Annotated in this window: 22 protein-coding genes and 1 pseudogene; 4 read left to right on the top strand and 19 right to left on the bottom strand. The window is 41.9% G+C overall.

The window, feature by feature from the left end; genetic code table 11:
- Positions 1-8: 8 nt before the first annotated feature.
- The gene (gene rpiA / locus H7198_RS02835; RefSeq protein WP_274458290.1) at positions 9-689 is read left to right on the top strand and encodes a ribose-5-phosphate isomerase RpiA; all 681 of its coding nucleotides are present in this window, start codon (positions 9-11) and stop codon (positions 687-689) included.
- Between the two features lie 211 nt (positions 690-900).
- On the opposite strand, the gene H7198_RS02830 is transcribed toward rpiA, so the two are convergent.
- The 5 genes from H7198_RS02830 to H7198_RS02810 all read right to left on the bottom strand — a co-directional run bounded on the left by H7198_RS02830 (position 901) and on the right by H7198_RS02810 (position 4,973).
- Complete coding sequence (locus H7198_RS02830; RefSeq protein ID WP_274458289.1) at positions 901-1,545, bottom strand: DUF421 domain-containing protein; 645 nt, start codon at positions 1,543-1,545, stop codon at positions 901-903.
- Entirely contained in the window at positions 1,545-1,988 is a 444-nt protein-coding gene (locus H7198_RS02825; protein ID WP_274458288.1) for a DUF3290 family protein, read from the bottom strand. Before H7198_RS02825 ends, H7198_RS02830 begins: the two co-directional genes overlap by 1 nt.
- A gap of 122 nt (positions 1,989-2,110) precedes the next feature.
- Entirely contained in the window at positions 2,111-3,739 is a 1,629-nt protein-coding gene (gene groL, locus H7198_RS02820) for a chaperonin GroEL (protein ID WP_274458287.1), read from the bottom strand.
- Positions 3,740-3,814: 75 nt separating this feature from the next.
- Positions 3,815-4,099, bottom strand: a complete 285-nt coding sequence (gene groES, locus H7198_RS02815; RefSeq protein WP_274458286.1) for a co-chaperone GroES — start codon at positions 4,097-4,099, stop codon at positions 3,815-3,817.
- Between the two features lie 130 nt (positions 4,100-4,229).
- Entirely contained in the window at positions 4,230-4,973 is a 744-nt protein-coding gene (locus tag H7198_RS02810; RefSeq protein ID WP_274458285.1) for a nitroreductase family protein, read from the bottom strand.
- Positions 4,974-5,063: 90 nt separating this feature from the next.
- On the opposite strand from H7198_RS02810, the gene H7198_RS02805 reads away from it, so the two are divergent.
- Positions 5,064-5,627, top strand: a complete 564-nt coding sequence (locus H7198_RS02805) for an FUSC family protein (RefSeq protein WP_345945863.1) — start codon at positions 5,064-5,066, stop codon at positions 5,625-5,627.
- A 45-nt stretch (positions 5,628-5,672) separates the two neighbouring features.
- Here H7198_RS02805 and H7198_RS02800 read toward each other — a convergent pair whose 3' ends face one another.
- Complete coding sequence (locus tag H7198_RS02800; protein ID WP_274458284.1) at positions 5,673-6,029, bottom strand: hypothetical protein; 357 nt, start codon at positions 6,027-6,029, stop codon at positions 5,673-5,675.
- 201 nt (positions 6,030-6,230) lie between these two features.
- Here H7198_RS02800 and H7198_RS02795 point away from each other — a divergent pair.
- Positions 6,231-7,160 (top strand): annotated as a pseudogene (locus H7198_RS02795) (site-specific integrase).
- Positions 7,161-7,230: 70 nt separating this feature from the next.
- Here the strand turns inward: H7198_RS02795 and H7198_RS02790 are convergent.
- The 5 genes from H7198_RS02790 to H7198_RS02770 form a co-directional block, all read right to left on the bottom strand.
- Complete coding sequence (locus tag H7198_RS02790; RefSeq protein ID WP_274458283.1) at positions 7,231-7,647, bottom strand: restriction endonuclease subunit S; 417 nt, start codon at positions 7,645-7,647, stop codon at positions 7,231-7,233.
- A gap of 158 nt (positions 7,648-7,805) precedes the next feature.
- On the bottom strand, positions 7,806-8,306 hold the full coding sequence (locus H7198_RS02785; protein ID WP_274458322.1) for a restriction endonuclease subunit S: 501 nt from the start codon (positions 8,304-8,306) through the stop codon (positions 7,806-7,808).
- 177 nt (positions 8,307-8,483) lie between these two features.
- Positions 8,484-9,716: a restriction endonuclease subunit S gene (locus tag H7198_RS02780; RefSeq protein ID WP_274458282.1), complete on the bottom strand. Its 1,233-nt coding sequence runs from the start codon at positions 9,714-9,716 to the stop codon at positions 8,484-8,486.
- Complete coding sequence (locus H7198_RS02775; RefSeq protein ID WP_274458281.1) at positions 9,713-11,356, bottom strand: type I restriction-modification system subunit M; 1,644 nt, start codon at positions 11,354-11,356, stop codon at positions 9,713-9,715. Before H7198_RS02775 ends, H7198_RS02780 begins: the two co-directional genes overlap by 4 nt.
- A gap of 17 nt (positions 11,357-11,373) precedes the next feature.
- On the bottom strand, positions 11,374-14,481 hold the full coding sequence (locus H7198_RS02770; protein WP_274458280.1) for a type I restriction endonuclease subunit R: 3,108 nt from the start codon (positions 14,479-14,481) through the stop codon (positions 11,374-11,376).
- A gap of 265 nt (positions 14,482-14,746) precedes the next feature.
- On the opposite strand from H7198_RS02770, the gene H7198_RS02765 reads away from it, so the two are divergent.
- Complete coding sequence (locus H7198_RS02765) at positions 14,747-15,793, top strand: DUF6287 domain-containing protein (RefSeq protein WP_274458279.1); 1,047 nt, start codon at positions 14,747-14,749, stop codon at positions 15,791-15,793.
- A gap of 60 nt (positions 15,794-15,853) precedes the next feature.
- On the opposite strand, the gene H7198_RS02760 is transcribed toward H7198_RS02765, so the two are convergent.
- From H7198_RS02760 to rplM, 8 genes are all read right to left on the bottom strand, one after another.
- Positions 15,854-16,357: a hypothetical protein gene (locus tag H7198_RS02760; RefSeq protein ID WP_274458278.1), complete on the bottom strand. Its 504-nt coding sequence runs from the start codon at positions 16,355-16,357 to the stop codon at positions 15,854-15,856.
- A 594-nt stretch (positions 16,358-16,951) separates the two neighbouring features.
- Positions 16,952-18,334 (bottom strand): Ig-like domain-containing protein, encoded by a 1,383-nt coding sequence (locus H7198_RS02755; protein WP_274458277.1) that lies wholly within the window; start codon positions 18,332-18,334, stop codon positions 16,952-16,954.
- 227 nt (positions 18,335-18,561) lie between these two features.
- Positions 18,562-20,013: a hypothetical protein gene (locus tag H7198_RS02750; protein WP_274458276.1), complete on the bottom strand. Its 1,452-nt coding sequence runs from the start codon at positions 20,011-20,013 to the stop codon at positions 18,562-18,564.
- Positions 20,014-20,017: 4 nt separating this feature from the next.
- On the bottom strand, positions 20,018-20,920 hold the full coding sequence (locus tag H7198_RS02745; protein ID WP_274458274.1) for a hypothetical protein: 903 nt from the start codon (positions 20,918-20,920) through the stop codon (positions 20,018-20,020).
- 187 nt (positions 20,921-21,107) lie between these two features.
- Positions 21,108-22,073, bottom strand: a complete 966-nt coding sequence (locus H7198_RS02740; RefSeq protein ID WP_274458271.1) for a hypothetical protein — start codon at positions 22,071-22,073, stop codon at positions 21,108-21,110.
- 382 nt (positions 22,074-22,455) lie between these two features.
- Complete coding sequence (locus tag H7198_RS02735) at positions 22,456-23,748, bottom strand: Fic family protein (protein WP_274458269.1); 1,293 nt, start codon at positions 23,746-23,748, stop codon at positions 22,456-22,458.
- A 188-nt stretch (positions 23,749-23,936) separates the two neighbouring features.
- Positions 23,937-24,332: a 30S ribosomal protein S9 gene (gene rpsI, locus H7198_RS02730; protein ID WP_091502539.1), complete on the bottom strand. Its 396-nt coding sequence runs from the start codon at positions 24,330-24,332 to the stop codon at positions 23,937-23,939.
- Between the two features lie 17 nt (positions 24,333-24,349).
- A complete protein-coding gene (gene rplM / locus H7198_RS02725; RefSeq protein WP_274458267.1) occupies positions 24,350-24,793 on the bottom strand; it encodes a 50S ribosomal protein L13 in 444 nt (147 codons plus the stop codon).
- Positions 24,794-24,965 lie beyond the last annotated feature (172 nt).

Genomic DNA, 24,965 nt, shown 5'->3' with positions numbered 1-24,965 from the left:
GGTGACAAATGACAGCAACAGAGCAAAAGCAACGGGCTGCCCTTGCAGCCGTCAATGAAATTCAGGATGGCATGGTTGTTGGACTTGGTACCGGATCGACCGCCGCCTTCTTCATTCGTGCTTTAACCGAAAAGGCCCACGCCAACGGCTGGCAAATCACCGGGGTTGCCACCTCCAAACGGTCCGCCGAACTCGCCCGAACGCTGGGCATGGTCGTTAAAGACATCGACGAAGTGAACGCCATCGACGTCACGGTCGACGGTGCCGACGAATTCGATAGCTACCTAAACGGCATCAAGGGCGGTGGCGCGGCCTTACTATACGAAAAAGTCGTTGCACTCCGCTCCAAGAAAAACGTCTGGATTGTCGACGAATCCAAGCAATCCGAACGACTAGGCTCCTTCAAACTTCCTGTCGAAGTGATTGAGTTCGGTGCCCAGCAGGTTGCCCTGACCCTCCAGCACATGAACCTGCATCCCCGCTTCCGGATGAAAAACGAGCGAGAGCACCTCCTCACCGATTCCGGTCACAACATCATCGATGTTGATATCTCTCATATAACCGATTTAACAACCCTGGCAGATAAACTCAAATCCATTACCGGTGTCGTCGAACACGGCCTCTTTATCGGCATCTGCGATAAGGTGATTATCGGCACTGACCCAATCAAAACACTGTCAAGGAACTGAGCGGGTTAGCCAATCCTAAAAGAACCAAAACTGGCTGAATCCGGGGGCCAGCCCACTACCCTACCCTTCACAGGACGGATGTCGACTACTCCACTATTTCTTCGTTCTGTTACCACATATCCTGGCCCCCAACCGCTCATCCACACAAAAAGCCCTCTCACAGATTCCTGTGAGAAGGCTTTTTTCGATCAATCGATTAAATAAATGGATTTTACTTTCGCACACCATCATAAGGCGTCAAACGAATCTTACCAGAGAGATACTCACCAACAAAGATATCCGAAATACCCTTGTAGTCCTGGTCAACCACTTGCTGATCCAACCACTCTTCGTCCTTATCAATGGCCAAAAGTACATCATCATTGGCCTGACCATCGTAAATAATTGGGTACTTAGGTGATTCATCCCCGTACTCAATCACCGTCAACTGACCGTTCTGTTCCAGCACGGCACGCTTGACTTTGGAAACATCGTAAACTTCCTGTTCACGAAGCTTAAACATCAAGCTAGAAGCCGATTGACCAGCAGCAATCACCGCATGCACATCAATCTTTCCACGGTTGATCAAAATCTTAGGATTTCCATCCAAAAGCGCCTTGGCATAGCGGTTGTGCTCCTTAGCAAACTTCAAGACCAAAACGAGCAGCGTCCAGATAATCATGACCATCATAAATTGGAAAACCGTAATGGCATCGGAGTAAATCGTTCCACCGATAATACCACCAAGCACGTAGTTCTGAACTTGATCCAGGGCGTTGGTTGGCGCTAAGTTTCCCTTACCAAAAATATTGATTTGGAAAATGATAACAATCAGGCCAATCCCAAGCTTTAAGAATATTGGTAAATAAACTGCCATTACTTTGCCACCTCTGCCTTCGCATTAATTAGATAAACCTGTGTCCGACTGTATGACTTCTGGTCCTTAGACAGGGTAATCTGGTAAAACTTGTTGCCTTCCTTAGCAATCATACCGTCCTGCAGGGTCGTTGAGTTAAAGGACAATTCAGACTTCTTAGCCTTTTGATCCTTGGCGTAACCCTTAGCAAAGGCTGCCATCTCGTTTTGCTGAGAGTTCTGGGTCTGCGTGTTCTGCAGGTTGTTATAGGTCAAACCGGCGAAAAACAGGAAGGCCAAGAAGGCGATAATCGTCAGGTCGCGGTAGCGCATGTTAAAGCGGTGCCGGAATGAGGCAATCAGCCCGGTACCCATGGCGATAAAAGTGATGACCAACAGGGTGATGTAGACCTTGTTAGTGATGTTGTTTTGATGAACTAAATAATCTAGGGAATAAAATGTCATAAGCCCCTCCACGTTTTCAATTCTAGCACAAAGGCCCCTTTTTTCGACAGTTTTTATAAAAAAAGAAGCGCACCGCAGTGCGCTTCTAACCGTCATTTATGAGAGAAACGACCTCTTAATTTTTACATCATTCCCGGCATGCCAGCTTGACCACCCATTGCGGCAGCACAAGCATCATCTGCCTTTGGCGCTTCGGCCACAACGGCCTCAGTCGTCAAAAGCAAAGCGGAAACAGAAGCGGCGTTTTGCAAGGCTGAACGGGTAACCTTGGTAGGATCCACGATTCCAGCTTCGACCATGTCAACCCAACGGTCGGCCTTGGCATCGTAACCAGTGCCCTCAGGCTGTTCCTTCAACTTGTTCACGATGACAGAACCTTCGTAACCAGCGTTCTCCGCAATTTGGCGAACAGGTGCTTCCAAGGCAGCAACCACGGTCTTTACTCCAGTGGCTACATCCCCCTCGGCTTCAACAGAGGCGGCAGCGTCCATGGCGTTCACCAAGGCCGTTCCACCACCAGCAACGAAGCCTTCTTCAACGGCCGCACGGGTCGCGTTCAAGGCATCTTCGATGCGGTACTTGCGTTCCTTCAACTCGGTTTCGGTTGCCGCACCGACGTTGATAACGGCCACACCACCAGCCAACTTGGCCAAGCGTTCTTGCAACTTCTCCTTATCAAAGGTTGAAGTAGTTTCAGCAATCTGCTTCTTAATCGTTTCAACACGGTCAGCAACCGCCGCCTTGTCACCAGCACCTTCCACGATGGTCGTGTTGTCCTTGGAGATGTTCACCTTGTTTGCTGAACCCAATTGCTCAACGGTGACATCCTTCAAGTTCAAACCGAGATCGTCGGTAATGACCGTACCACCAGTCAAAACGGCAATGTCTTCCAACATGGCCTTACGACGGTCACCAAAGCCTGGCGCCTTCACAGCAACCACGTTGAAGGTACCACGCATCTTGTTCAAAACAAGGGTTGGCAAGGCCTCACCGGTAATATCGTCGGCGATAATGACCATTGAACGGCCCTGTTCCACAACCGCTTGCAAGACTGGCAAGATGTCTTGGATGTTCCCAATCTTCTTATCAGTAATCAAGATGTAAGGGTTGTCCAAGTTGGCTTCCATCTTCTCGTTGTCGGTCACCATGTACTGTGACATGTAGCCGCGGTCAAAGGACATTCCTTCGACAACCTTCAAGGTCGTCTCAATTCCCTTTGATTCTTCAATGGTGATAACACCGTCGTTACCGACCTTTTCCATCGCATCCGCAATGAGCTTACCAACTTCTTCGTTGGCAGCTGAAATCGAAGCGATTTGCGCGATTTCATCCTTAGTTGACACTGTGTGTGACATCTCGTGCAACTTCTTCACTGCAGCTGCCGTGGCCTTCTCGATACCAGTTCGGATACCAACGGGGTTGGCACCGGCCGTCACGTTCTTCAAGCCTTCGCCAACGATGGCCTGGGTCAAAACCGTGGCCGTCGTGGTACCGTCACCGGCGATGTCGTTGGTCTTTGAAGCAACTTCGGCCACCAACTTAGCGCCCATGTTCTCGAAGTGGTCTTCCAGTTCGATGGCCTTGGCGATGGTCACACCGTCGTTGGTGATGGTAGGTGAACCGTAAGATTCTTCCAAGACAACGTTGCGACCCTTGGGTCCAATGGTTGTCTTTACAGTGTTTGCGAGCTTATCGACGCCGACCTTCATCTTGGCGCGTGCATCTTCAGCAAATTTCAATTCCTTTGCCATGTCTAAAACTCCTCTTTTAACTCTTTTTTATGGAAAAGACCGTCCGGCCATCTAACCGACCAGTCTCCTCAAATCTTAATCCAAAATCCCAATCACATCTTTTTCGTGCAAGGCGAGATAGTCTTGCCCATCGACTTCGATCGCCTGACCGGCGAACTTGTCGAAGAGCACGGTGTCCCCGGCCTTTACCGTCATCGCAACGGTTTGACCAGCATCGGTCACACGACCAGGACCAGCGGCAACTACCTTACCCGTTACGGGCTTTTGCTCAGAGGCTTGGGCAATCACAATGCCACCAACCTGCTGTTCGCCTGTTTCTTCGACCTGGACAATCACCCGGTCTGCTAATGGTTTCAACATCACAAGAACCTCCATGAATTCTTTTTAGCACTCGTTTATAACGACTGCTAATTTCATATCTAGTATAACCCATCCTTGCTACAATGCCAATAAAAAAAGACCGCCTTCCGGCGGTCCATTCAATCAATTTTTACTTCAAGTTCAAACCCTTATCCATTGGGTACTTGGACAAACGTGGGTCGGCTGGAATCATCTTGAAGAGCTTAGCGTTGTGCTTAGTCCAGTTGGTGTCCATGTCACGCTCAGCGTAGTAGTCGGCCATGGTCTTGTCGTAGTCAGCAACCGCTGCTTCAACCTTCTTCTCGTCGTACTTGCCTTCCATGACAGATCCTGACAAAGGCAACTTTGGCTTTACACCAGGGTTCTGGTCAGGATAGCCGACTGAGAATCCCATGATTGGCTTGACGTACTTTGGCAGATCCAACTCTTGCTCGTACAAGTCAAAGGCGCCCATAACACCGGCCATGGTAACCGTTCCCAAGCCAAGGGATTCGGCAGCCACTTGGGCGCGGCCTAAGGTAATGGAAGCTGAAACGATGCCACCTTCCAAGAACTGGTAGTGTTGGATTCGGTCTTCAATCACCTTGCGGTTTTCTTCTGACTGTCCAACCAAATCACGGTTCCAGTCCACGCAGACAACGTAGAAGCGAGGGGCTGATGCAATGTAGCCCATGTGGACCTTATCGGTAATCTTTTGCTTCAAAGCCTGATTCGTTACTTCAATGAACGTAACGGGTTGGTAGTTTTGCATGTTTGGACCAGCAAAGGCCGCTTCAAAAATGGCATTCATCGTGTCATCTGAAACCTTCTTATCTTGGAAAGCACGAATTGACTCGTGTTCACGCAATTGTTTTAAGACTTCATTATCAACCATGACAACCTCCTAATTTCGTTGTATACTTATATCTTTGGGTGGCTCTACAGCCATTTTACGCTTTCAAAAAAATTATATCTAGGAGAGGTAATGAATTTCTTCCACGTTCACATTGGTTTACGAACCTTTAAAACTGGCCTAACCGTCATGCTCGTCATGCTGGTCTACCATTTCATCGACCGACCGGCCTTCGTGCCGGCCCTAGCCTCAGTCTTCGCCCTCCGAGAAAACTGGGACAACACCATCGCATTTGCCAAAGTTCGTGTCATCTCAAACGTCGTCGGTGGTGGCCTGGCCATCATCTACTACTTCATCCGAGAATATACCCATGACGCCGATTGGGTTTCCATCATCCTGGTTCCCCTCCTCATCATGCTTGGCATCATCATCCACAACAAACTCGACCAAAGCGTCGGCATCGTTGGTGGTATGGCCGCCTTCCTTATGATTGCCCTGACCATCCCCATGGGTGCCACCATCGACTACGTCCTACTCCGTGTCCTCGATGTCTTCGTCGGTGTCCTCTTCGCCATCGTCGTCAACCGCTTCGCCATGCCCGACGAAATCAAAAAAGTCGAAGCAGCAGCCGAAAAAGTCGAAGCTGATGTCAAAAAAGCAGTACATAAAATCGATCCAAAGCATCACCAGGATTGATGTAAAATAAAAAGCCTCCCAGAATGGGAGGCTTTTTATTAATACTTATTTATATTCCCCGTAAAGATCTATAGCTTTTAATTCGCAGGCCCGTATACGTACAAGTAATGACTCTTCTGTCCTTTTTTCTAACACTCCATAAAATTTTATAAAGAAAGAAATACAATTTTTGAAGAGTACCGACATAGGTGCGCTGTAATCCCAAAAGCAATTTTTTGAGAAAGATATAAAAAGTGCTACCTCTTGTAATATAGCAACAAAGTTCCTAATTAGATGTAAATATTTTTCTGACTTTTCTTTAAATCCAATTAAATTTTGATAGGAATACTTATTAGCCAACACTGACGATCTACGTAGATATTCTTCCTCAGTTTGTTCTTGAAAAAATAATTGATATGACATGTTATTGCCCCTACACTTCTTATAAATGTTGAAAATACTCATTGTCGGCCTTTTATTATATTGTAAAATCAACATCACCACAACATGTACTCAAACCCCTTCTCAAAACATGCTATTCTAACTTCAGGAAGAATTTCTCGAATACTAAACCTGCAGCCACTTTTACCGACTGCTTTTTTTATGTTCAAAAGGAGAAATCTTATGTCAGAACAAAACCAAAACGAACTATTCTACCGTTATTACAAACGCTGGATTGTCATGTATAAAGAAGGCGCTATCCGTAAGGTCACAATGGCCAAATATCAAATGACTCAGCAATGGTTAGTTAAGCTAGCACCCAAATTAAAAGTCAAAGATTTAACACGTATCAGCTACCAACAACTACTTAATGATTACGCAGCCGAACACGAGCGGCAAACAGTTATGGATTTTCACCACCAACTAAAAGGCGCCATTTTAGACGCTGTTGATGACGGACTAATCGAACGCGACCCTACCCGTAAAGCAATTATTAAAGGTAGAACACCCCGACCTAAGAAACCAAAATATCTCAACCAATTCGAATTACACACCATGCTAAGCCAACTAGATCTTGGAACCGAAATCAACTGGGATTGGTTTATCCTACTTATCGCCAAAACGGGTATGCGTTTCTCTGAAGCACTAGCCCTTACACCTAGTGACTTCGACTTCTCCCACCAGATGCTAACAATCAACAAAACTTGGAACTATAAAGAAAAAGGATGATTTCTTCCAACAAAGAACCAATCCTCTGTCCGTAAAATCCAAATTGATTGGCAAACCGTCATCCAATTCTCAGAACTAATCAAAAATCTTCCGCCAAACGAGCCTATCTTTGTCGAAGAAAATGAAAAAGTCTATAACTCAACAGTGAACAATCTCCTGAATCGTCACTGTGAAAAAGCAGACATTCCCACTATTTCTATCCATGGCTTACGTCACACACATGCTTCCCTTCTTCTTTTTGCTGGCGTCTCCATCGCAAGCGTTGCTCGCCGACTTGGCCATGCATCTATGACCACCACCCAAAAGACCTATCTACACATTATTCAAGAACTAGAAAATCAAGATGTTGACCTGGTCATGCGTTCTCTTTCGAATCTAAGTTAGGTCGTTTTCTATTTTCAAACGTTGATGAAGAGTAATATTAGCATCTATATCTTGTAACAAAGAACCAATTTTATTCATCTTTTGTCGGTACATCCACTATCCAATTTCCTAATTCAGTCTGATTAATGCTTGCTTGATTAACTGCCTGGTTTGCATGTTCTTTAACCCATTTTCTTTTAGAATAAGTATTCAAAAGATAGTAAATAAATAATGGGAAAGAATTATTTTCAGGTATAAAGCGCAGCAGGTTCATACCGTGATAGAGATGGTCATCAACTTGATAAATAGCTGTTTTACCAATATGCTTTAACGAATTGATATTGCTGAAAAGTATATCTCCTGTATTTAAAAGTGATTCCTTTGGTGGCTCAACATTTGAATATCCGATTTTATTGATGTTAACGGATCCAGTGGAAATTGTTTCAATTCTAGTTAACTTGTATGGACCTTCATTCAATCTAGAGTCTCCCGTGAAACCGGATTTCATAATTACAATTTCTTGTAGCTTACGCTGTTCCCAAGAATTCGTTTAACAATCAAAATTAATATATGCTTTTTAATATTTGTTTTGAATAATTAGTTATCAGTTCTGATACAATACATTTTTTAGCAATCAATTCATTATCTTGAAAATAATTATATTTATTACTGATGAAGAGTAAGTAGATTATCAACCTTGCTTAAATATGATCCTATTTCTTTTTGCTCGGAATAATTAGGAACTAATACATCTTGTTTCAAAAAATCTTTAGCGACTAGATTGCTCATCATTGTCGCCTTTGTTGTTGAACGCATTAATTTGCGCCCCATTACAGGTTCATAATTAATAAAATATTTCCAGTACATTAAATCGTACTTTACTATTGGTCGGAAAACATCAAAAACATGCGATACAATCCCATCTCCTATAGTATTTTCAACAAACCGACCATAGGCATAATTTTTACTCTTATTTCCTTCAAAAGATATATCTCCTTTGCGAAAAACATTGTAAGTTTTCATGTACTCAAGACTAGATTTAAATCGATCAGCTTCTTTAAAGTACATATTCGCTACAGAAATTATCTGGTCGGACTTAAAGGATCCATCATTTTTTTCAATGACTTTCTTGTATAGGTCTTTAAACTTACGCTGTTCCCAAACAATGCAAAAGCGCTACTAGTAAAAATACTAATAGCGCTTTTATATTTAAAAGGTAATAAAGATTTATCACATTGCTGAATACTAATACAAATTATTTGATAATGAATATTTTATATTCCCTCACGTCTTAATAATATTGATTATAAAAACTTTATCAACTAATTATCATTAAAAATAAAATTAAACGAACATTTTTTGAAGCAATAATTTTTTCAATGATTCTACTTCATTTAATTTACGTTGATGAAGAGTAATAAGATTGTCTGTATTTTGCAACAGATTGCTGATTAATATTTGTTCAGATTTATTTGGTAATTTAACTTCAATCTTTCCTAGGTCGCCTAAATAAATTCCGGGTTGTGCCGAAGTAACCTGATTCCTTTTTAAAGCATTTTGAAAGTCATCACTTCTAATAGTCTGATACAAAAACTGACTGTTTAAATTATTATCTGGACGCAGATAAGCTACACTTCGCTGGAAAGTAAGACCTTGAGGATTCTGTAATACTGCGGTTTCTCCAATGGATCCAACTATCGTTAAAAGCACATCATTTTTCGCTAACTTAAATTTTTTATGGATTGATGAAAAATCAGAATCAGATATAAGCCTTTCATCTTTACTAACTACAACTTTTCCATTTTTAATATTCTTAGCACTCAATAACAGTGGACCCTCATCAACATCTTTATACGTCCCATGTGTACCGTCCTTTAAAAGTAGCAGTGTATCTTTCAACTTACGCTGTTCCCAATCATCCGTGTAACCAGTAAAACGGATAACTGGATTCTTTTGTCCATTCTTTGGAAAAAGATTTTGTAATAAAATTTTTTTGAGGCTCTGAAGTGTATTCAACTTACGCTGATGAAGAGTAATAAGCTCTTTAGTACTGTTAATCAAAGAACCAATTCTTTTTTGTTCATCCACATTCACAGGGTAAGAGACTTTTACATCCCCAAATTCCTTAAAACTTATTGCCTTACCATCACGAATTCCGAAAGTAACTTTTTTCAATGATTCAATAAATCGGTACGTCTTAAAAACAACTTCCCAATAACTTTGGTTTTGTTTCATACCATCCAAAAAAGTGAAAATAGTATACGCAGGGCTTACTATACCCTCAATATGGGACAGCTCGAATCCACCTTGAAACGAACGCAGACTAATTACAAATTGATCTACCTGCACCCTTTTATAATTTACCAAAGTATTCTTATCATACTTAATATCAATACCAACATCACTACGCTTAACTATCCCAAATTCCTGTGATGCAGACAATACAGGCAAATCGGCATGTCCTTTTTCTGATACCGGTTTAAAAAGTTCTATCGCCTTACGCTGTTCCCAATCATCAGTAAATCCAGAAAAACGGATTTCTGGTACCGTTTTCTTATTTTGTACTACCTTACTCATTTAAGCACCTGCTTAATTAAGTCTAGGGTCTTTTCGCTCTCAGAATCTGTGGCCACTAGGTCATCCATTTGTTCATTAATTTTCTTAGTTAATTCTGAAATTTCATCATCAATTTCACGCATGTTTGAAAGAAGGGCTTCGGCATCAACTGGAGCTTCTTCTTCAAAAGTATCGACATAACGTGGAATGTTTAAGTTAAAATCATTTTCTTTGATTTCATCAATGTTAGCAACGTGTGCATACTTATCAACATCCTCACGCTTTTGGTAAGTATCGATGATTTTATCAACATCAGAATCACGAAGAATATTCTGCTTCTTCCCCTTTTCAAAATCGTTTGAAGCGTCGATAAAGAAGATATCCTTGTTAGTCCGGTTTTTCTTGAAGACCAAAACAACCGTTGGAATACCAGTTGAGAAGAAAATGCCTTCAGGTAGTCCAATAACTGCATCAAGATAATTCTTTTCGATAATTGCTTGTCGAATAACACCTTCGGCAGCTCCACGGAAAAGAACACCATGAGGCAAAACGATAGCCATCGTTCCTTCGCGGTCCAAGTGGTAAAGGCCGTGCAAAACGAAGGCATAATCAGCCTTTGTCTTAGGAGCTAACTTACCGTAATCCTTAAAACGGGCATCCTTCATCTTGTTGTCGTTGTTATCCCACTTAGCAGAATATGGTGGGTTAGCAACAACCGCGTCAAAGGTAACGGGCTGCATAATGCCGTTGCTTTCCTTTGAGGGCCAATCATCTTCCAAGGTATCGGCATTACGCAACTCCATGTTTTGATAATCGATACCGTGCATCATCAAGTTCATGCGGGCCAAGTTGTAAGTCGTGGTATTTAATTCCTGACCTTCAAAAGCAACACGTCCCTTATCATGACCGTTCTTCAATTGGTCTTGCACAGTTAACAAAAGAGAACCAGATCCCATGGCAGGATCATAAACAGTAAAACGTCCTTCATCCTTGGCAGAGAGAGTCACTAACTTAGCCAAAATCTTTGAAACCTGGTGAGGAGTATAGAATTCTCCGGCCTTCTTACCAGAGTTTCCGGCAAATTCGGCGATTAGATATTCATAAACATCCCCTAAAATATCATGACCATTTTCGTCTTCATAGTTGAAAGTATCAACTGATTCAACAACGGCCCCCAATGACTTTGCACGTGCTGCGGTTGAGTTCCCAAGACGTGAGTTTCCTAAATTAACATCGGCAAAGATTTCAGAGAAATCTTCTTCTGCCGACTTGTTAATCTGGGCGTTCTTGTTAAATTCGTCGAACATATCTTGGTAATCAGATGGCTTAATATCACCAGAATGAACTTTGTTAACGATAGTCTTCCACGTGAATTCTGGTTCGATGGCATAACCCAAGTTTCGAGCAATATCTTCAATATAATCATTACGGTCAGCTCCTTGAGCTTCACGTAAATAGGCATCATTTATATTTTCACCTTCTTCAAGGTCCAAAATATCTTCTTTTTGCAAATATTGCTCTTGATGCTCAGAAAGGTAACGGTAGAACATGAAACCTAGAATGTAATTACGAAATTCTGATGCATCAAGGTTCCCGCGCAAATCATTAGCCATTGACCACAATTGGCTGGTAATTGACTGTGCTGTAGCTTCTTTTGACATGGTATCTCCTTCTTAATTTAGTATTCTTCTACAAAGGCATTGGCGAACTTAATAAAAGCGTCTGAAAAAACATTACGGTACTTAATCTTCTTCAGATTTTTAACTTCGATATCTGTTGAAAGTTCTGCGTAATTTTTCTGACCATTTTTTCTTAATTCATCCAATTGCCCCATGGTATTAAGATCATCCTGCCCCTTTTGGTGGTGTTCCAAAATTGATTCAACATTTGAAACAGTAACGTCTAATCCCCATGTATTAATAAATCGACGAATCTGAACCTTCTTCGAATTTGATTCTGAGGTACTTAGCAAGCCTTCAATATCGTCCTGCTTTACAGGGTAATTTCCGGCTTGAAGTTCTCCTGAGTGCAAACTCTTGGCAGTACGTTCTACTCGCTTAGCATACTTTTGATCTTCCAGTTGCTTTGTTTGGCTACGAATGCTGTCATATGTTTTCTTGGCCTTTTCGTGTTCGCCATTGTGCATTTCGTTTGCCAACTGAACTAATAGATCTTTCAAATAGTCATAGTCGACTTTCACGTCTGAAATATGACTCATCTTCAAATCTAATTCACTTACATCGATACCTTCATTTTCAGCAACTTTCGCCTTCACACGAGTTGTTAACCCACCTGTTAAGGTGCGTTCTTGTTCGACCGTCATCCCCAAATCAGTCAATAGTTGTTCAGGGTTATCATAATCGTACTCAGGATATTGCTTTAATTGATTGACCTGACGATTATACTGCCGTAATTTAGTGAGCATTTCCTTGCAATCGTTTTCGGACCTTGGAATATCTTGGAAATTGTCAGACAAATCGCGCAACGTTTCCACAACCTCAATTGTGTCCGCCAAAACATCTTCAAAAGGTTTAGCAAGAACAGGGCCGTCTCCAGGATCGATCAGTTCGATTTCAATATTGGCAGAGTCCTTGTTAGCATAAAGTGCCAGTGCCTCGTTCATAACTTGTTTTGACAGTTCTGGCCAACGGTAATTAATCACTAATCCGAAAGGCTTAAAATTGTTATCCTCGATACGATTCGTTCGAGAATATGCTTGAATTAAGTTAGCACCAGATAATGTACGGTCAACATATAAGGTGTTTAACTTAGGTGCGTCAAATCCTGTTAGCAAGCGATTAACAACAATAACCAAATCGAGGACTTTTCCATCTCCTGACGAACGGTTCAAGTGTGCAGCAACATCAGCAGTATACTCATCTGCATTTTCTTCAGCAAAATGGCCACCAAACATCTTTGAATAATCAGCCATCGCTTCACGCAAATCACGGTTATTTTCAAACATGCTATCATTATTCGTCGTATTTAATGAGAAAGTGATGGCGATATTCAACTTACGCTTGAGTTTTGGATTATCAGCCGTATTTTGCCGCTTAAATTCACGGTAATACTTCATCGCCAATGGTACAGAGGGTTTATTACCCGAAGCATGGGTCGTGAACAGGGCATTATATCGATAATCTGCTGAACGATTTTGCCAATGATCGATAATTTCCGAAACGACCTCTTTTACGTGCTGATCATTATGGTCGTAAATGTCAGGTTCAACCGCTTCATCAATATCGGCAGGTGTCATTGAATCAATTTTTTGTTGAATCTTTTCCTGATTCCAATCAGGATACTTAGCCGCATAATACTTTGGTAGATATTCTTCCTTAACTGTTTCTTCAGGTAACGTTGTATGAAATTCAACGTTAAATCCTAAAACATTGTTATCTGAAATTGCCTGACGGATTGTATAGGCATGAAGTAAATCACCAAAAATATCTTGCGTACTTGGATTCTTTTCGAACATCGGTGTACCTGTATAGCCAACCCATGCTGCATTTTTAAAGAACTTTCGTGCTTTGGCAAAGCCTTCCCCACCAGTTGAACGATGCGCTTCATCGACAACAAAGAGAATGTTTTTATCAAACTTATCACGTTGATCAGCGTAACGCTCAGCCAAAATATTCATCTTCTGATTAGAAGTGACGATAATTCCCTTGACGTCTTTTGATAAGAGCTTTTTCTTTAAATCCGTCACATTAGCAGTATCTGAAATGACTGATGTACGGTCCTCAGCAGTTGAATCAGGGTCAAAAGCTGTATACTGTGAAGTCGTTTGATCGGTTAACGCAACACGATCAACCATAAAAATAACCTTATCAACGTTTGGCTTACGGGAAGCTAACCAGGCAGCCTTAAATGATGAAATAGTTTTTCCTGAACCAGTTGTATGCCAAACGTAACCAAGCTTTGGATCATCAATACCAAAATGATGATTCTCGACTTTTTCAAGAACTCGCTTCGTGGCATAAACTTGATAGGAACGCATAACCTTTAGCATCTCGCGCCCCTTAGTACCGTCCAAAACCATATAGTTTGTAGCCATTTGATGTGCCATTGGGATTGAAAGAAAGGCATTGGCAAATTCACGCCAACCGTTAACCTTTGTATCATCTTCTCGAGCCCATCGAAAGGCGAAAGCCTTGTTAAACTTGTCAATTGTCGCCGCAGCCATGTACTGAGTATCAGTTTCTGTCATGGCAATTAAAATCTGCACCATGGAGAAGATGTCAGAATATTGACCTTCTTCTGTATAATGTTTCATCTGGTTCAAGGCTTCAGAAGCAGGGTGAGAATTTTCTTTTTCTTCAATTTGAATAATTGGCAAACCATTAATCAATAAAGTTGTATCAAAACGACGATCTTGCCGTCCAGCTTGAACTGCTGGTCGTTCAATTTGATTAACTACTTGATAAACGGTATTTCCTGCACCAATTTGTGATGAATCAAATACATCTAAGAAAACATGCCGACCATCATCTAAATCCACTTCAACCTGTGATACACCATTCGATCCATAAAGAAATTGACCGGCTTGATATGGGCTTTTAATTCCCATAATAACTTGCTGAACTTGTTTGAATTCTTGTTCCGATAGTGGACGGTCTAACTTCTGATTATTCTGTTCCAAAATCTTTTTAAAGTTAGCCCACAACTGTTCCGTTGTCTTAATTTCTGGAACATATTGCCACTGCTTAGTTCCACCCAACTGTTGCAAATAATCAATTAGTTCGCGTTCAAAATCTAGTTCACCTAAATTGTCTGAAATCATTCCCATTAAATTCCTTCGAGTTGTTAATTTCTGTTCAATAAATCAGTAGCATTTTCGTACTATTAATATGCAATTAATATACAAAAAAGACACATATAATTTTTATTATACGCGTCGTGGGAATTAATCTAAAGAAGTATAGAGCTACACCCCAGTATTATTTTTCAAAACTCATAATCACAATAAACGTCGATCCGACTTTCCCATCCCCGCCACAGTGCTATACTATTCACGAATAAAAATTCATTTAGTTGGAAGTAAGAAGGAGAATATGATTTCAAAAGCAGGCATGTTAGGCATCGCCGGTGCTGTGATTATTGCGGGTGCTGGTGGCTTTTATGCGGTGGGTGCTAACCACTCAAGCAGCTCAAATAAGGAGAGTTCTTCAGCAAAAATTACAAAGACAAAGACGTCAAAATCAAGCTCAAGCTCTAAGAATAGTGCTAAGAAGAGCCAGGCAATGGACATTCAGGCGATTAAGTCTGGGGACTTCTCATCTGTTGTAGGAACTTGGAAGAATAGTAAGGGTGATAGTTATACCTTTGATAAGAAGGGGTTGGTATCAGCAAACTACACAGATAGTGGTTCAACCAGTAACTTAGCTGTTTATACAAAGGCAGTCGGATCAATGACACCACCTGCTATTAAAGACGGTGTATTCAAGACAGACGTTGGGCCAAAGGATGGAAAGCTTGACGGGCCATCGCCAGCGACACCATTCGTATTTATTCCAAAGGGAGTTTCTACGGATTCCTTCGCATCAGAATCAAACGATCGCATCTACTGTGGTCAAAGCATGGGTGATGAACACTACTTCTATAAAGTAGACGATTCAACAACTACAAACTCCGATAAGAGTACGAGTTCAAACAACGATAGTGCAAGTGTCGACAAGCTTTCTCTCAAGGAGAAGCAAGCCTTGGCATTGCTTGGTATGCCAAGCGACTTTTACTCCGATTGGGGACCAACTAGTCCGGATGATCTGATTAACGGTACGGCGCATCCAATCAATAATAACGCTAATGGCTTTTACCAACAGAATACGACTTTCCATGGTATTAAGTTAGAGCAACAAGATCATAAGTATATTTTGCGCTTACAAAATATTCCAGATGAAACCTGCAATCTGGCACGAGAGCGTGGTGTCTTCTACATTGATGGAGACACAATTACCTATAAGGCGGAAGGTACCTTGGTCCATGGTGCTGAACAAGAGTCCCTCGCCAAAACGCTAGGAACTTCATCCCTATCTGTACTCTATAAGCAATACAAGGGAACCGACAAGTTGAAGCAAATGGAAAATCTGATTCAGGATTAAGAATATCAATTAGAAAAGGCCACCAGATTATGTCTGGTGGCCTTTTCTTTAGTTCTTAATTTATCCACATCCTGTTGCAAAATGATCTATCGCTAGTTGTCTTGAGTAAGCATTCTTTCTAAATATATTTTCAAGTAAATTCTTTTGTCCTAAGTTAATATATTCTCCTTCGTAGGAAAACAATCCAGTACGTCGGTCAATCCAAGCATATGCTTGAATTTCATCCCCAGAATAACTGATTCCATACTTTAAAATGTCCGAGTTATCCATGATTTTCTGTACAGAAATAAAATAAAAATGACTGCATGCATTCTCACCGTGTAACAGCTGCCCCGTTGTAAAATATTTCTCTCGACTTTTGCTTTCATCCTCGCATGCTTTTCGTATGATTTGTTCAATTTTATCAGGGTAAAGATTCACATATTCACGTTCTTCATATCCTGAATATTGGTATTCCTGAGTCTCTTTGATAAAGGTAGCCACTGCCGTTTCGCCATTATAAAAGGTAATCCGATAGACACGTTTAGTAGCGTTATTCAAAATTTCTTCAAAAATGGCTTGCATGGAACTATCCTTTCTTTTTGCTTATCAATCATCCTATATTATAGCAATGCATCAATAAGTATGAATTCAAAATACTTGCCCGGCTGTTAGTCAACACGTTCAGCAGTTTCACTCGCTGGTCCTCGCTTTTAGGATTTCTTCAACAAACAAAAAGAGGATAGCTAGCAAGTTATCCTCTTTCATTCAATATCTTACTCCAACCCTGCTAACCGTCTCTGCATTCGATTGGCTTCCTGGGTAATGTAACGCATTACGATTAACTGCTCCTCCTTTGAGGCATGTTCATCAAAATCAGAATAGTTATAGTGATATTTTCTAAGAATATAATGCGTTTCTTCTGCGCTCACAATTTTATTATTTATAAACATCTTACATCCTTTCATCGACGATTACTGTCATTAATTCCTGCTATTAGTAGAGCAGGGAAACGATTGAATGAAAAGAAAATCTGGAAAATTAAGTTAATTAGGGTATCAATACGACCTGTTTTGACTTTTTCATTTACACATCAAATTATCGTACGCCCTTTTTAATGCACACACAAAAAGCCGCCCACTCTCTCGAGCCAGCGACTTTTAATTTAACGATTACTTATTAGTGCTTACGTCCAAACAACCATGTGAAGGCTGCGGTAACTGCAGTTGCAATGGCAGTAACAATCACACCGGCTTGGTCAGCTTGCTTGCCAGTTGCTGGCAAGGTGAAGTGACCCTGACCGTTGGTAGTATTTGATGCGTTGCTACCACTGTTGCTGTTATCACCATTACCACCGTTTCCCTTAGGTGTTACGTAACCGCCGCCATTGCCGCCGTTACCACCATTTCCGCCGTTGTCGTTATCACCACCACCCTTGTTAGGGGTTGGTGCTGGTGTAGGATTTGGCGTTGGGTTAACAGGGTTTACAGGATTGACTGGGGTATTATCAGCACCACCAGATCCCCTCGTGATTGCCTGATAGGCTTGAGCGGTATCACCTTGAACACCATCATTCGTATACGTTGCTAAGTTTAAGTAAGAAATTGATGAACGGCCATCGGTAATCCGAGTGTCGTAGAGAAGAACAATAGCAACATCAGGATCAGTAATATCACCAATATCGACTGTGAATCCCTGGCTAGATGTCTGGTGAATCTGACTTTGTGGAATCTCACTCTGTCCGTTGTAAGTTGTTGGGTTGTAATCCAACGTACCAGGAATATAACGAACATAAATGGCTTTAATGCTTGAACAGATAGCGTGTCCTGGTAACACCGTATCTTTAATCACACCATTCTTTGTCGTCATTCCAGCGACCGCGTTGTAACGAACACCCCAGTGGATAAGGTTTTCATCGTTTTTATCAAATGAAGACCACTTGAAAATTTTCTCACCGGTAGCAGGTGCTTCCTGTGGATCAACGTAAATTGGTGTTGTCCATCCGTTGATTCCCCAGTGGATGTTGTTTGTCTTACCAGGTTGAATTGATCCATTATTATTAAAGGTAAGTGGCAATTCCAAATCACCAGTAATGGTGTGGTTTTGGTCAGCAGTTGCAGCGGGCTGCTCAAAAGTCATGGTTACCGTTCCGGTGTCTTTATTCAAAACAACGTGTGCAAAGACAGCACCGCTTGGTGACTTAATATCAAAGGTATCATTTGTTAACGCTGTCAATTCCGGAGGAATTGGTAGGGTCAACGTATCACCTGCTTGGATATCTTCAGAAGTAGGAATCGAAAAAGTCCACTTTGCTTGAACCGTATCGTAGTAACTATAATTGGAATTTCCAGGGTGAGACAAACTGGAAATGCTCGTACCGCTCACGCAATTGTTAGGGTCCAAGGCCTTTGCTGAAACCATGCTATCCGCATTTGATACGCCTTTCATGCCCATTGCGGTCATTGAAAATAGTGCAAACAAAACGACGATAGGTAAGGCGAAGAACTTAATCAACGTTCCTTTCATATCATTTTTATATTGTGCTTGATTATTCACTGTCATAGCAGCTCTCCAAACCGATTGCTCAATTCTAAGCTGATGTCACTGTAGTTGCGGTGGCTATTCAGCCAAGTTCTCTAACCATTGGTTAGGGCAACCTTTTATCTGCCTCTATTTTGCAACTTTATTTGGAATAAGTCAAAGAAATTGCCATAAAATTTCAATTATATTCACCAAACATTGCACCAAAATAAAAAAGCCCCCGAAGGGACTTTTTTAGAACATCACAATTACCTCGTGTTGTCTGTTTCAGAAATCTTCTGTTGGTTAGAATCGATGCTATCAACTAACCACTTGTCAGAACTCTTGTCATACTTCATGTGTGCCTTAAGCAAGAAGACTTGCGTCAAAGTACCAGAAGTGTGCTTGTCAGGATCAGTATCAGCTGAGTAATTGAAATCTTCTTGCATCTTGAAGGTTGCATCAGCAGTCTTCTTACCCGTTGACTTCACGTCTTGAACGTCGATTGAACCAAAGTTGATTGAGTCAGCCGTACGCTTTGACGTTGTCTTGTTGTTCTTAATCATTTCAGTGAAGTCCGTGTAGGCCTTGTTATCAGATCCGTCAGTAAAGACGTCTGATGCGGTCGTTGAACTTGAGCTATCACTATCATTCTTGGCACCAATTGATGAAAGCAATGAAGCCATTGATTGAAGTGTTGATGTGGCATCATCCTTTGTCAACTTGTTCTTTGATGAAGATGAGCTAGATGATGATGACTTTTCAGTGTAGATGTAGACACGGGCAGTTGAGCTATCACCCAATTGTTCGTTGTCACTACCCTTGTACTTGTCACCGTCTGAAGTACCAGCAGCCGTGAACTCGTAGAGCCCTGGTGCTTGGTGCTTAACAGTAATTACGCTGTCTGAATCAGAGTCGTTGTCCAAGACCTTACCGTTAGCCTTCACTGTCAATCCAGATTGATCAGTGTAAACCTTAACCGTCACAGGACGTACAACAACCTTGTAGTCGTCGAAGACAAAGAACTTCTTACCGGTCTTCTTCAATTGAATACCGTAGGCATTTGACTTCAACAAATCCTTGATGTTGGACTTGCTGTCGTACTTGCTGGACTTCATCAAATCAGCCAATGGTTCAGCTTCACTACCAGTCAAAGTCTTATCGTTGTCAGCCCATACCACGTTCTTGCTGTACTTATCCAAGCTGTGGCTGTTCAACATCGTTGCGGCACGATCCATTGATGAATCGTATGAGTAGTAGCTCTGTCCAAAGAAGTAGCCACCACCCAAAAGCACGATAATAAGAATTAATAAGCGAATTCCACGCTTCTTCCCCTTACCAGCCTTCTTGTGGTTGCGGTGTGGGGCTGCAGATGGTGTCGCTTGTTGGGCAGCCTTTTGGCGACGTGGCTGTTGAGGCGCAGTTTGTGCTTGCACAGGTTGCGTTGCCTGGGTTGATTGCTGTGGCTGGACAGGTTGAGTGGCCTGTGCTGGCTTAGCATTCCCCAAGAAACGGCGTTGCTTTACTTCATCAAATGAAGGCTTACGGTTATATTGCTTTTCAAATTCTGCAACCCATTTCTTTAATTCGTCTTGAGGCGAAACAGATTGGGCTGGCTTAGCCATGGCAAAACCATTGGCCTTAGCTTGCTTGAATTCGTCAAGTGAAGGTTCACGACCATTTTGACTTTTAAAGGCGTCGAGCCATTCTTGTTGCGTCATAGTATTAGTACCAGATTGATGACTTCATGAATGTTGTGGCAGCTGAATCCAACATTGGTTGGAAGACGTAGCTTACCAAAACAACGAAGACAACGGCTGTGATAACAAATTGAAGCAACTGCCACCAGATAATGTCCATCTTTTGGTCAGAAACCAAGTTCTTTTGGATGAACTGGAAGGCAACAATCATCGTGATCACGAAGACAACGATACCAGCAATTGACATGTTAAATGACAATGGGTCATTGATAGCTGACTTAAAGGCGCTGTAGTCTGACAATGAAGGTGTGCTTGCAAAGAATGAGTACAAGAAACCAATAAAAGTCAAAACAGTAGCAGCTGGGAAGATTACCAAGTACTTGTTCAACATCACTTGGAAGTTTTCCTTCTTGTTCAACAAGATAGCCATTCCAACGAAGGCAGCCAAGAAGAGAACAATCATAATCAAGGCAGAGTCGATGAATGTTGAGTTCAAGAATGAGCTCATGGCAGACTTAGTTGAAGAGCTTGCACCACCAGTTTGGTTATTCAATTGATCCAAAACACGACGCAAGTAGTTCCATGGTGTCAAAGCAGCAAAGATAACAGCCAATGCAAATGAAATCCACAAGAACATCTTGTTTGGCTTTTCTTCGTTCATGAACTTTGAAGGCGCCATAGCACGTTCCTTGAACCAAGCAAAGTAGTTACCAGCTTGCTTCTTAAATTCTTCAACCTTTTCGTTTGGTTGACCTTGTTGTGCTTGAGCAGCCTGTGCTGGTTGGGCAGCTTCCTGTGCTGGTGCTGCTTGTGCTGTTGTAGCTTCTTGGAATTCACCCTTTTGCAAGGCTTCCGCTGCTTCCGCATCGCTAGGCATGCGATCGTTAACAGCTTGGAAATATTCTTCCCATTCTTTACGAGTAGACATATCTTCTCTCCTATTTCATTTATATTAAATAACAGTTCAAATTGTACCACGTATCAGAGTTTTATTAAAAATATCAACCGACATTTTGGCCAGATTGTTCGACTTTTTAACAAAGCTTAACTTTTAAGCCATAAAAAAAGCCGGACAGACCGACTTTTTCTAAACAAAACAAAGTGTTTCTAGTTAATTAATATGAGTATGAGCTTGATGTCGCATTTGAAATCGTGTTGGCAATCTTGTTACCCAAAGAAGTAAACTGTGGATCCACAACGACATTCATCACAATGATAGCAATCACAACCGTAATCACAATTTGGATAATGAACCACCAGAAGGCATCAAACTTTTGTCCCTGAATGCGGGCTTCGATGACCATTTGGAAGGCCTTGTAGTTGGTCAAACCGATGGCGAAGAGTGGAATCGCAATCAAAGGCAAAATAGTGAGAAGCACACTTGAGATACCGTTCATCAATGGTGTGAAGTTACCATTATCGAAGGCTGATTCGAGCATGTTCTCCCATTCGCTGCTTGATGGCATTGAAGCTACGTAAGAATAGATAAAGCCAAGCAAAGCAATCAATGAAATAGCTGGGAACCATGATAGGTAGTCAGCACAGAGGTCCTTGAAGCCCTTACCATTCTTAGCTGTCAAGAATAGTCCTGGCAAAGCAACCAAGAACAAGAAGACAAAGGTTATCAAGAAAGTAGTAAAGATTGGTGTGGTCACTTGATCAGCAATCTTGTTAATCAATGACGTGTCCGCTCCCTGTTGCTGCTTTGCCCAGGCAAAGACACGGCAAGTGATGTTCCAGAAGATGCCGGCTGACAACAAAACCGTAACCAAATAAGAAATAATGGCATAACCAAAGTGTGGTTTTTCCGCACGACTGGCTGCGTTCACTGGGTGCAAGAGTGCATCCTTGTACCAAGCTAAGAAGCTCTTCGCTTGGCCTTCCTTAGCAGGGGCCGCTGGTGCAGCCGTTGTTTGTACTGGTGCCGCTGGACGTTCTGCCATCGCTGGTTGCGCTGGCTTTGGCTGTGGTTGGGGCGCTTCAAACTTTCCCTGCTTCAACGCTTCTGCAACTTCATCTGGGGTTGGCTTCCGACCGTTTAACAACTCGAAATAGTCTTCCCAATCTTTCTTACTAGTCATGTTCTCTCCTTTGCTTTTATAAAAGCTCTATAAACAGTGAAAAGTCTACCACAAAAACGGTCATTTATTAAATTATCAGCCAAAAAAGGCCTTGATTTACGTATTTTCCTACTTATTTGAATGTTTTCAAGCCAAATAAGTGAACGTTGTTGAAAAATAAAAAGGCCTGCTAACTAGCAAGCCCCCTTTATTTTATTAACCCTTCAATGCTGAAGGGGCAATGGCGATAATTGCGACCAACAAAATGGCCACAATAATCCAAGTTAATGGACGGATCTGTTTGAAGTCCGCAATAATTCGATTAATTAATCTCATGGGTATCTCTATCCTAATTTCTTTTTTCTACTAAGAATAGTGTAGCACACCACTAAGTAGTCCCACACTAGTTCTCCACCAGGGCATAACAAAGAGGTCGTAATTTACGTTTTTCCACTAGTCCCTGATGCTCTAGAAATTGACAAAGTCGACGAACCTGCACCTCAGAAAAACGATAGTCTGATTTTAAACGCCCTGCGATTTCAATGACTTTTACACCACCATTGAACTCATTTTCAAACACCTGTGACTGCAAAAGAAGGGAGAGAATCCCTGCAACGATTTCTTCTTCGTGGTCTGATAGAGTCCAGCTCTGAAAATGAACCTGCATATTTTGCTTCAACTCTTCCAGTGCTTCGTTCAAGGCTTGCTTGCGCTGCTTTAAGTCCGCAAGTATCTGTTCCTGCCCAGCAACCACAATGTTCAGCATCCCCTCAATAAACATCGTTAAATCAGCAAAGTTCAACACATCCCCCGCCTCCTTAAAGAGAGCGTAGTAACGGTTTCGTTCAACTAAAATGGCCGCTGAAATTGCCATCCCTGTATACATATCGGTCTTTTCAGAAAGATAAGCGGAGAGCAAATACCGTCCCATTCGCCCATTCCCATCAAAAAAGGGGTGCATGTTTTCAAACATAAAATGGCTAACCAGTCCTTTAATAATTGGAAAGGCTTTATCCGTCTTCATATAATCAAGCAAGTCTATGAGGCCTTGCTCAATCTCCCTTTCGAATTTTGGTGGCTGATGGCGAACCCTTGTTGAAGAGCCAACGTAAACTTTACTATTCCGAAAAAGTCGCCCATCAGGCTGGCTTTCTTCTGGAATCTCTCCCTTGAGAAGTTCATCGTAAAGGATCCGGTAAGCTGCTAAGTCATTCATTTGAAGCGGTTGTCCTTCGATGCTAGCCAGGTACTGTTTAACCGTTGACATCAAACGTTTTCCTTTTTTTACTGCACCATCTGTTCCAATTAGCTCGCCTGCGATGGTGTTTAGTTCATAACGGCTCGTTTTTACCCCTTCAATCTCATTCGATCGATAAATCTCTTCAACCAAGCTTTTCCGAATATATGTCTGTTGGGCAATCACCGGTAAATCCTTGATTAACCCCTGTATTTCCAAGGAGTTATCCCCAAAGTCGGCTAGCTGTTTTTCAATTTCAGTCGTCAAGGTATAAAAGATGAGATAAGGATGATTTTGAAAATGACGATTCCGATAGTCATTCAAGACAGGCAAGAGCGCTGTCCGGTGAGCAGACCAAGAATGATAACGTTTCTGATATTCTTCTTGTACCTCCTCATCGGAAAGCGTTCGTCCTCGGCCGTTGTATTTCAACTTCAATAATGACTGGTATTTTGTCATAAAATCTCCTTATTCACTCTATCGCACTCGCCTTTATGCAAATAATAGCGATATTTCGATAAAGAGCCCATTAAAGAGAGTATTAATGGCAAAAACCGTCGTTTTTTTAGCTTAGATGCTTCAAGTAAAAATTTAGACACAAAAAAAGCCCGCAAATGCGAGCTTTTTGTAAAGAGATAATCCGTAGATTAACGCTTTGAGAACTGTGATGCCTTACGGGCCTTCTTAAGACCTGGCTTCTTACGTTCCTTCATACGAGCGTCACGAGTCAAAAGACCAGCTTGCTTCAATGCAGTACGGAAGTCAGGGTCAACAGTCAACAAGGCACGGGCGATACCGTGACGAGTTGCACCAGCTTGTCCTGAGAATCCACCACCGTTAACGTTAACAAGTACGTCGTAGTTACCCAACGTATCAGTAGCGTTAAATGGTTGCAAAACAACTTCACGCAAGTTAGGGAAAGGAATGTAGTCTTCGATAGACTTACCATTCATCGTAATTGCGCCAGTTCCTGGTACCAAACGTACACGGGCAACTGAGTTCTTACGACGACCGGTTCCACGATATTGAGCTGATTCAGTCATATTCTTGGTCTCCTTTCTTAAACTAACTTGTTGATGTCAAGCACTTCAGGCTTTTGTGCAGCATGGTTGTGATCTGCTCCAGCGTAGACGTGGAGGTTCAAACCTTGCTTGCGACCCAAAGAAGTCTTAGGCAACATACCCTTGATTGACAATTCCAACAACTTTTCTGGATCGTATTGACGGTAATTACCAGCAGTACGTTCCTTCAAGCCACCTGGGTGGTTTGAGTGATGGTAGTAAATCTTGTCAGTTGCCTTCTTACCAGTGAACTTCACTTCTGAAGCGTTGATGATGATAACGTTATCACCCATGTCAACGTTTGGTGTGAAGGTTGGCTTGTTCTTACCACGCAAAATTGCAGCAACAACAGTTGACAAACGTCCTAATACGACGTCCTTTGCATCAATGATGTACCACTTCTTTTCGATTTCGCCTGGCTTTGCTAAAAATGTTGTACGCATAGCGCGCTCCTTTAATTAGTTGTTTACAATGTTCGAGCGTTCCTTCTCGAACGGTTACAATAAGTTTCCGGGGCTTATCGTGAGGTAAACAATACCGATGTTCAGTATATAAAATATAGGGGTCCCTGTCAATGAAAAAAGCAGTTTTTGACAGTCTTTTTTACCATTTATT

The sequence above is a fragment of the Fructobacillus sp. CRL 2054 genome (assembly GCF_028764065.1).
GTDB lineage: Bacteria > Bacillota > Bacilli > Lactobacillales > Lactobacillaceae > Fructobacillus.
Note: the sequence above shows the minus strand (reverse complement) of the source record. Positions and strands in the feature narration are given on the sequence as shown.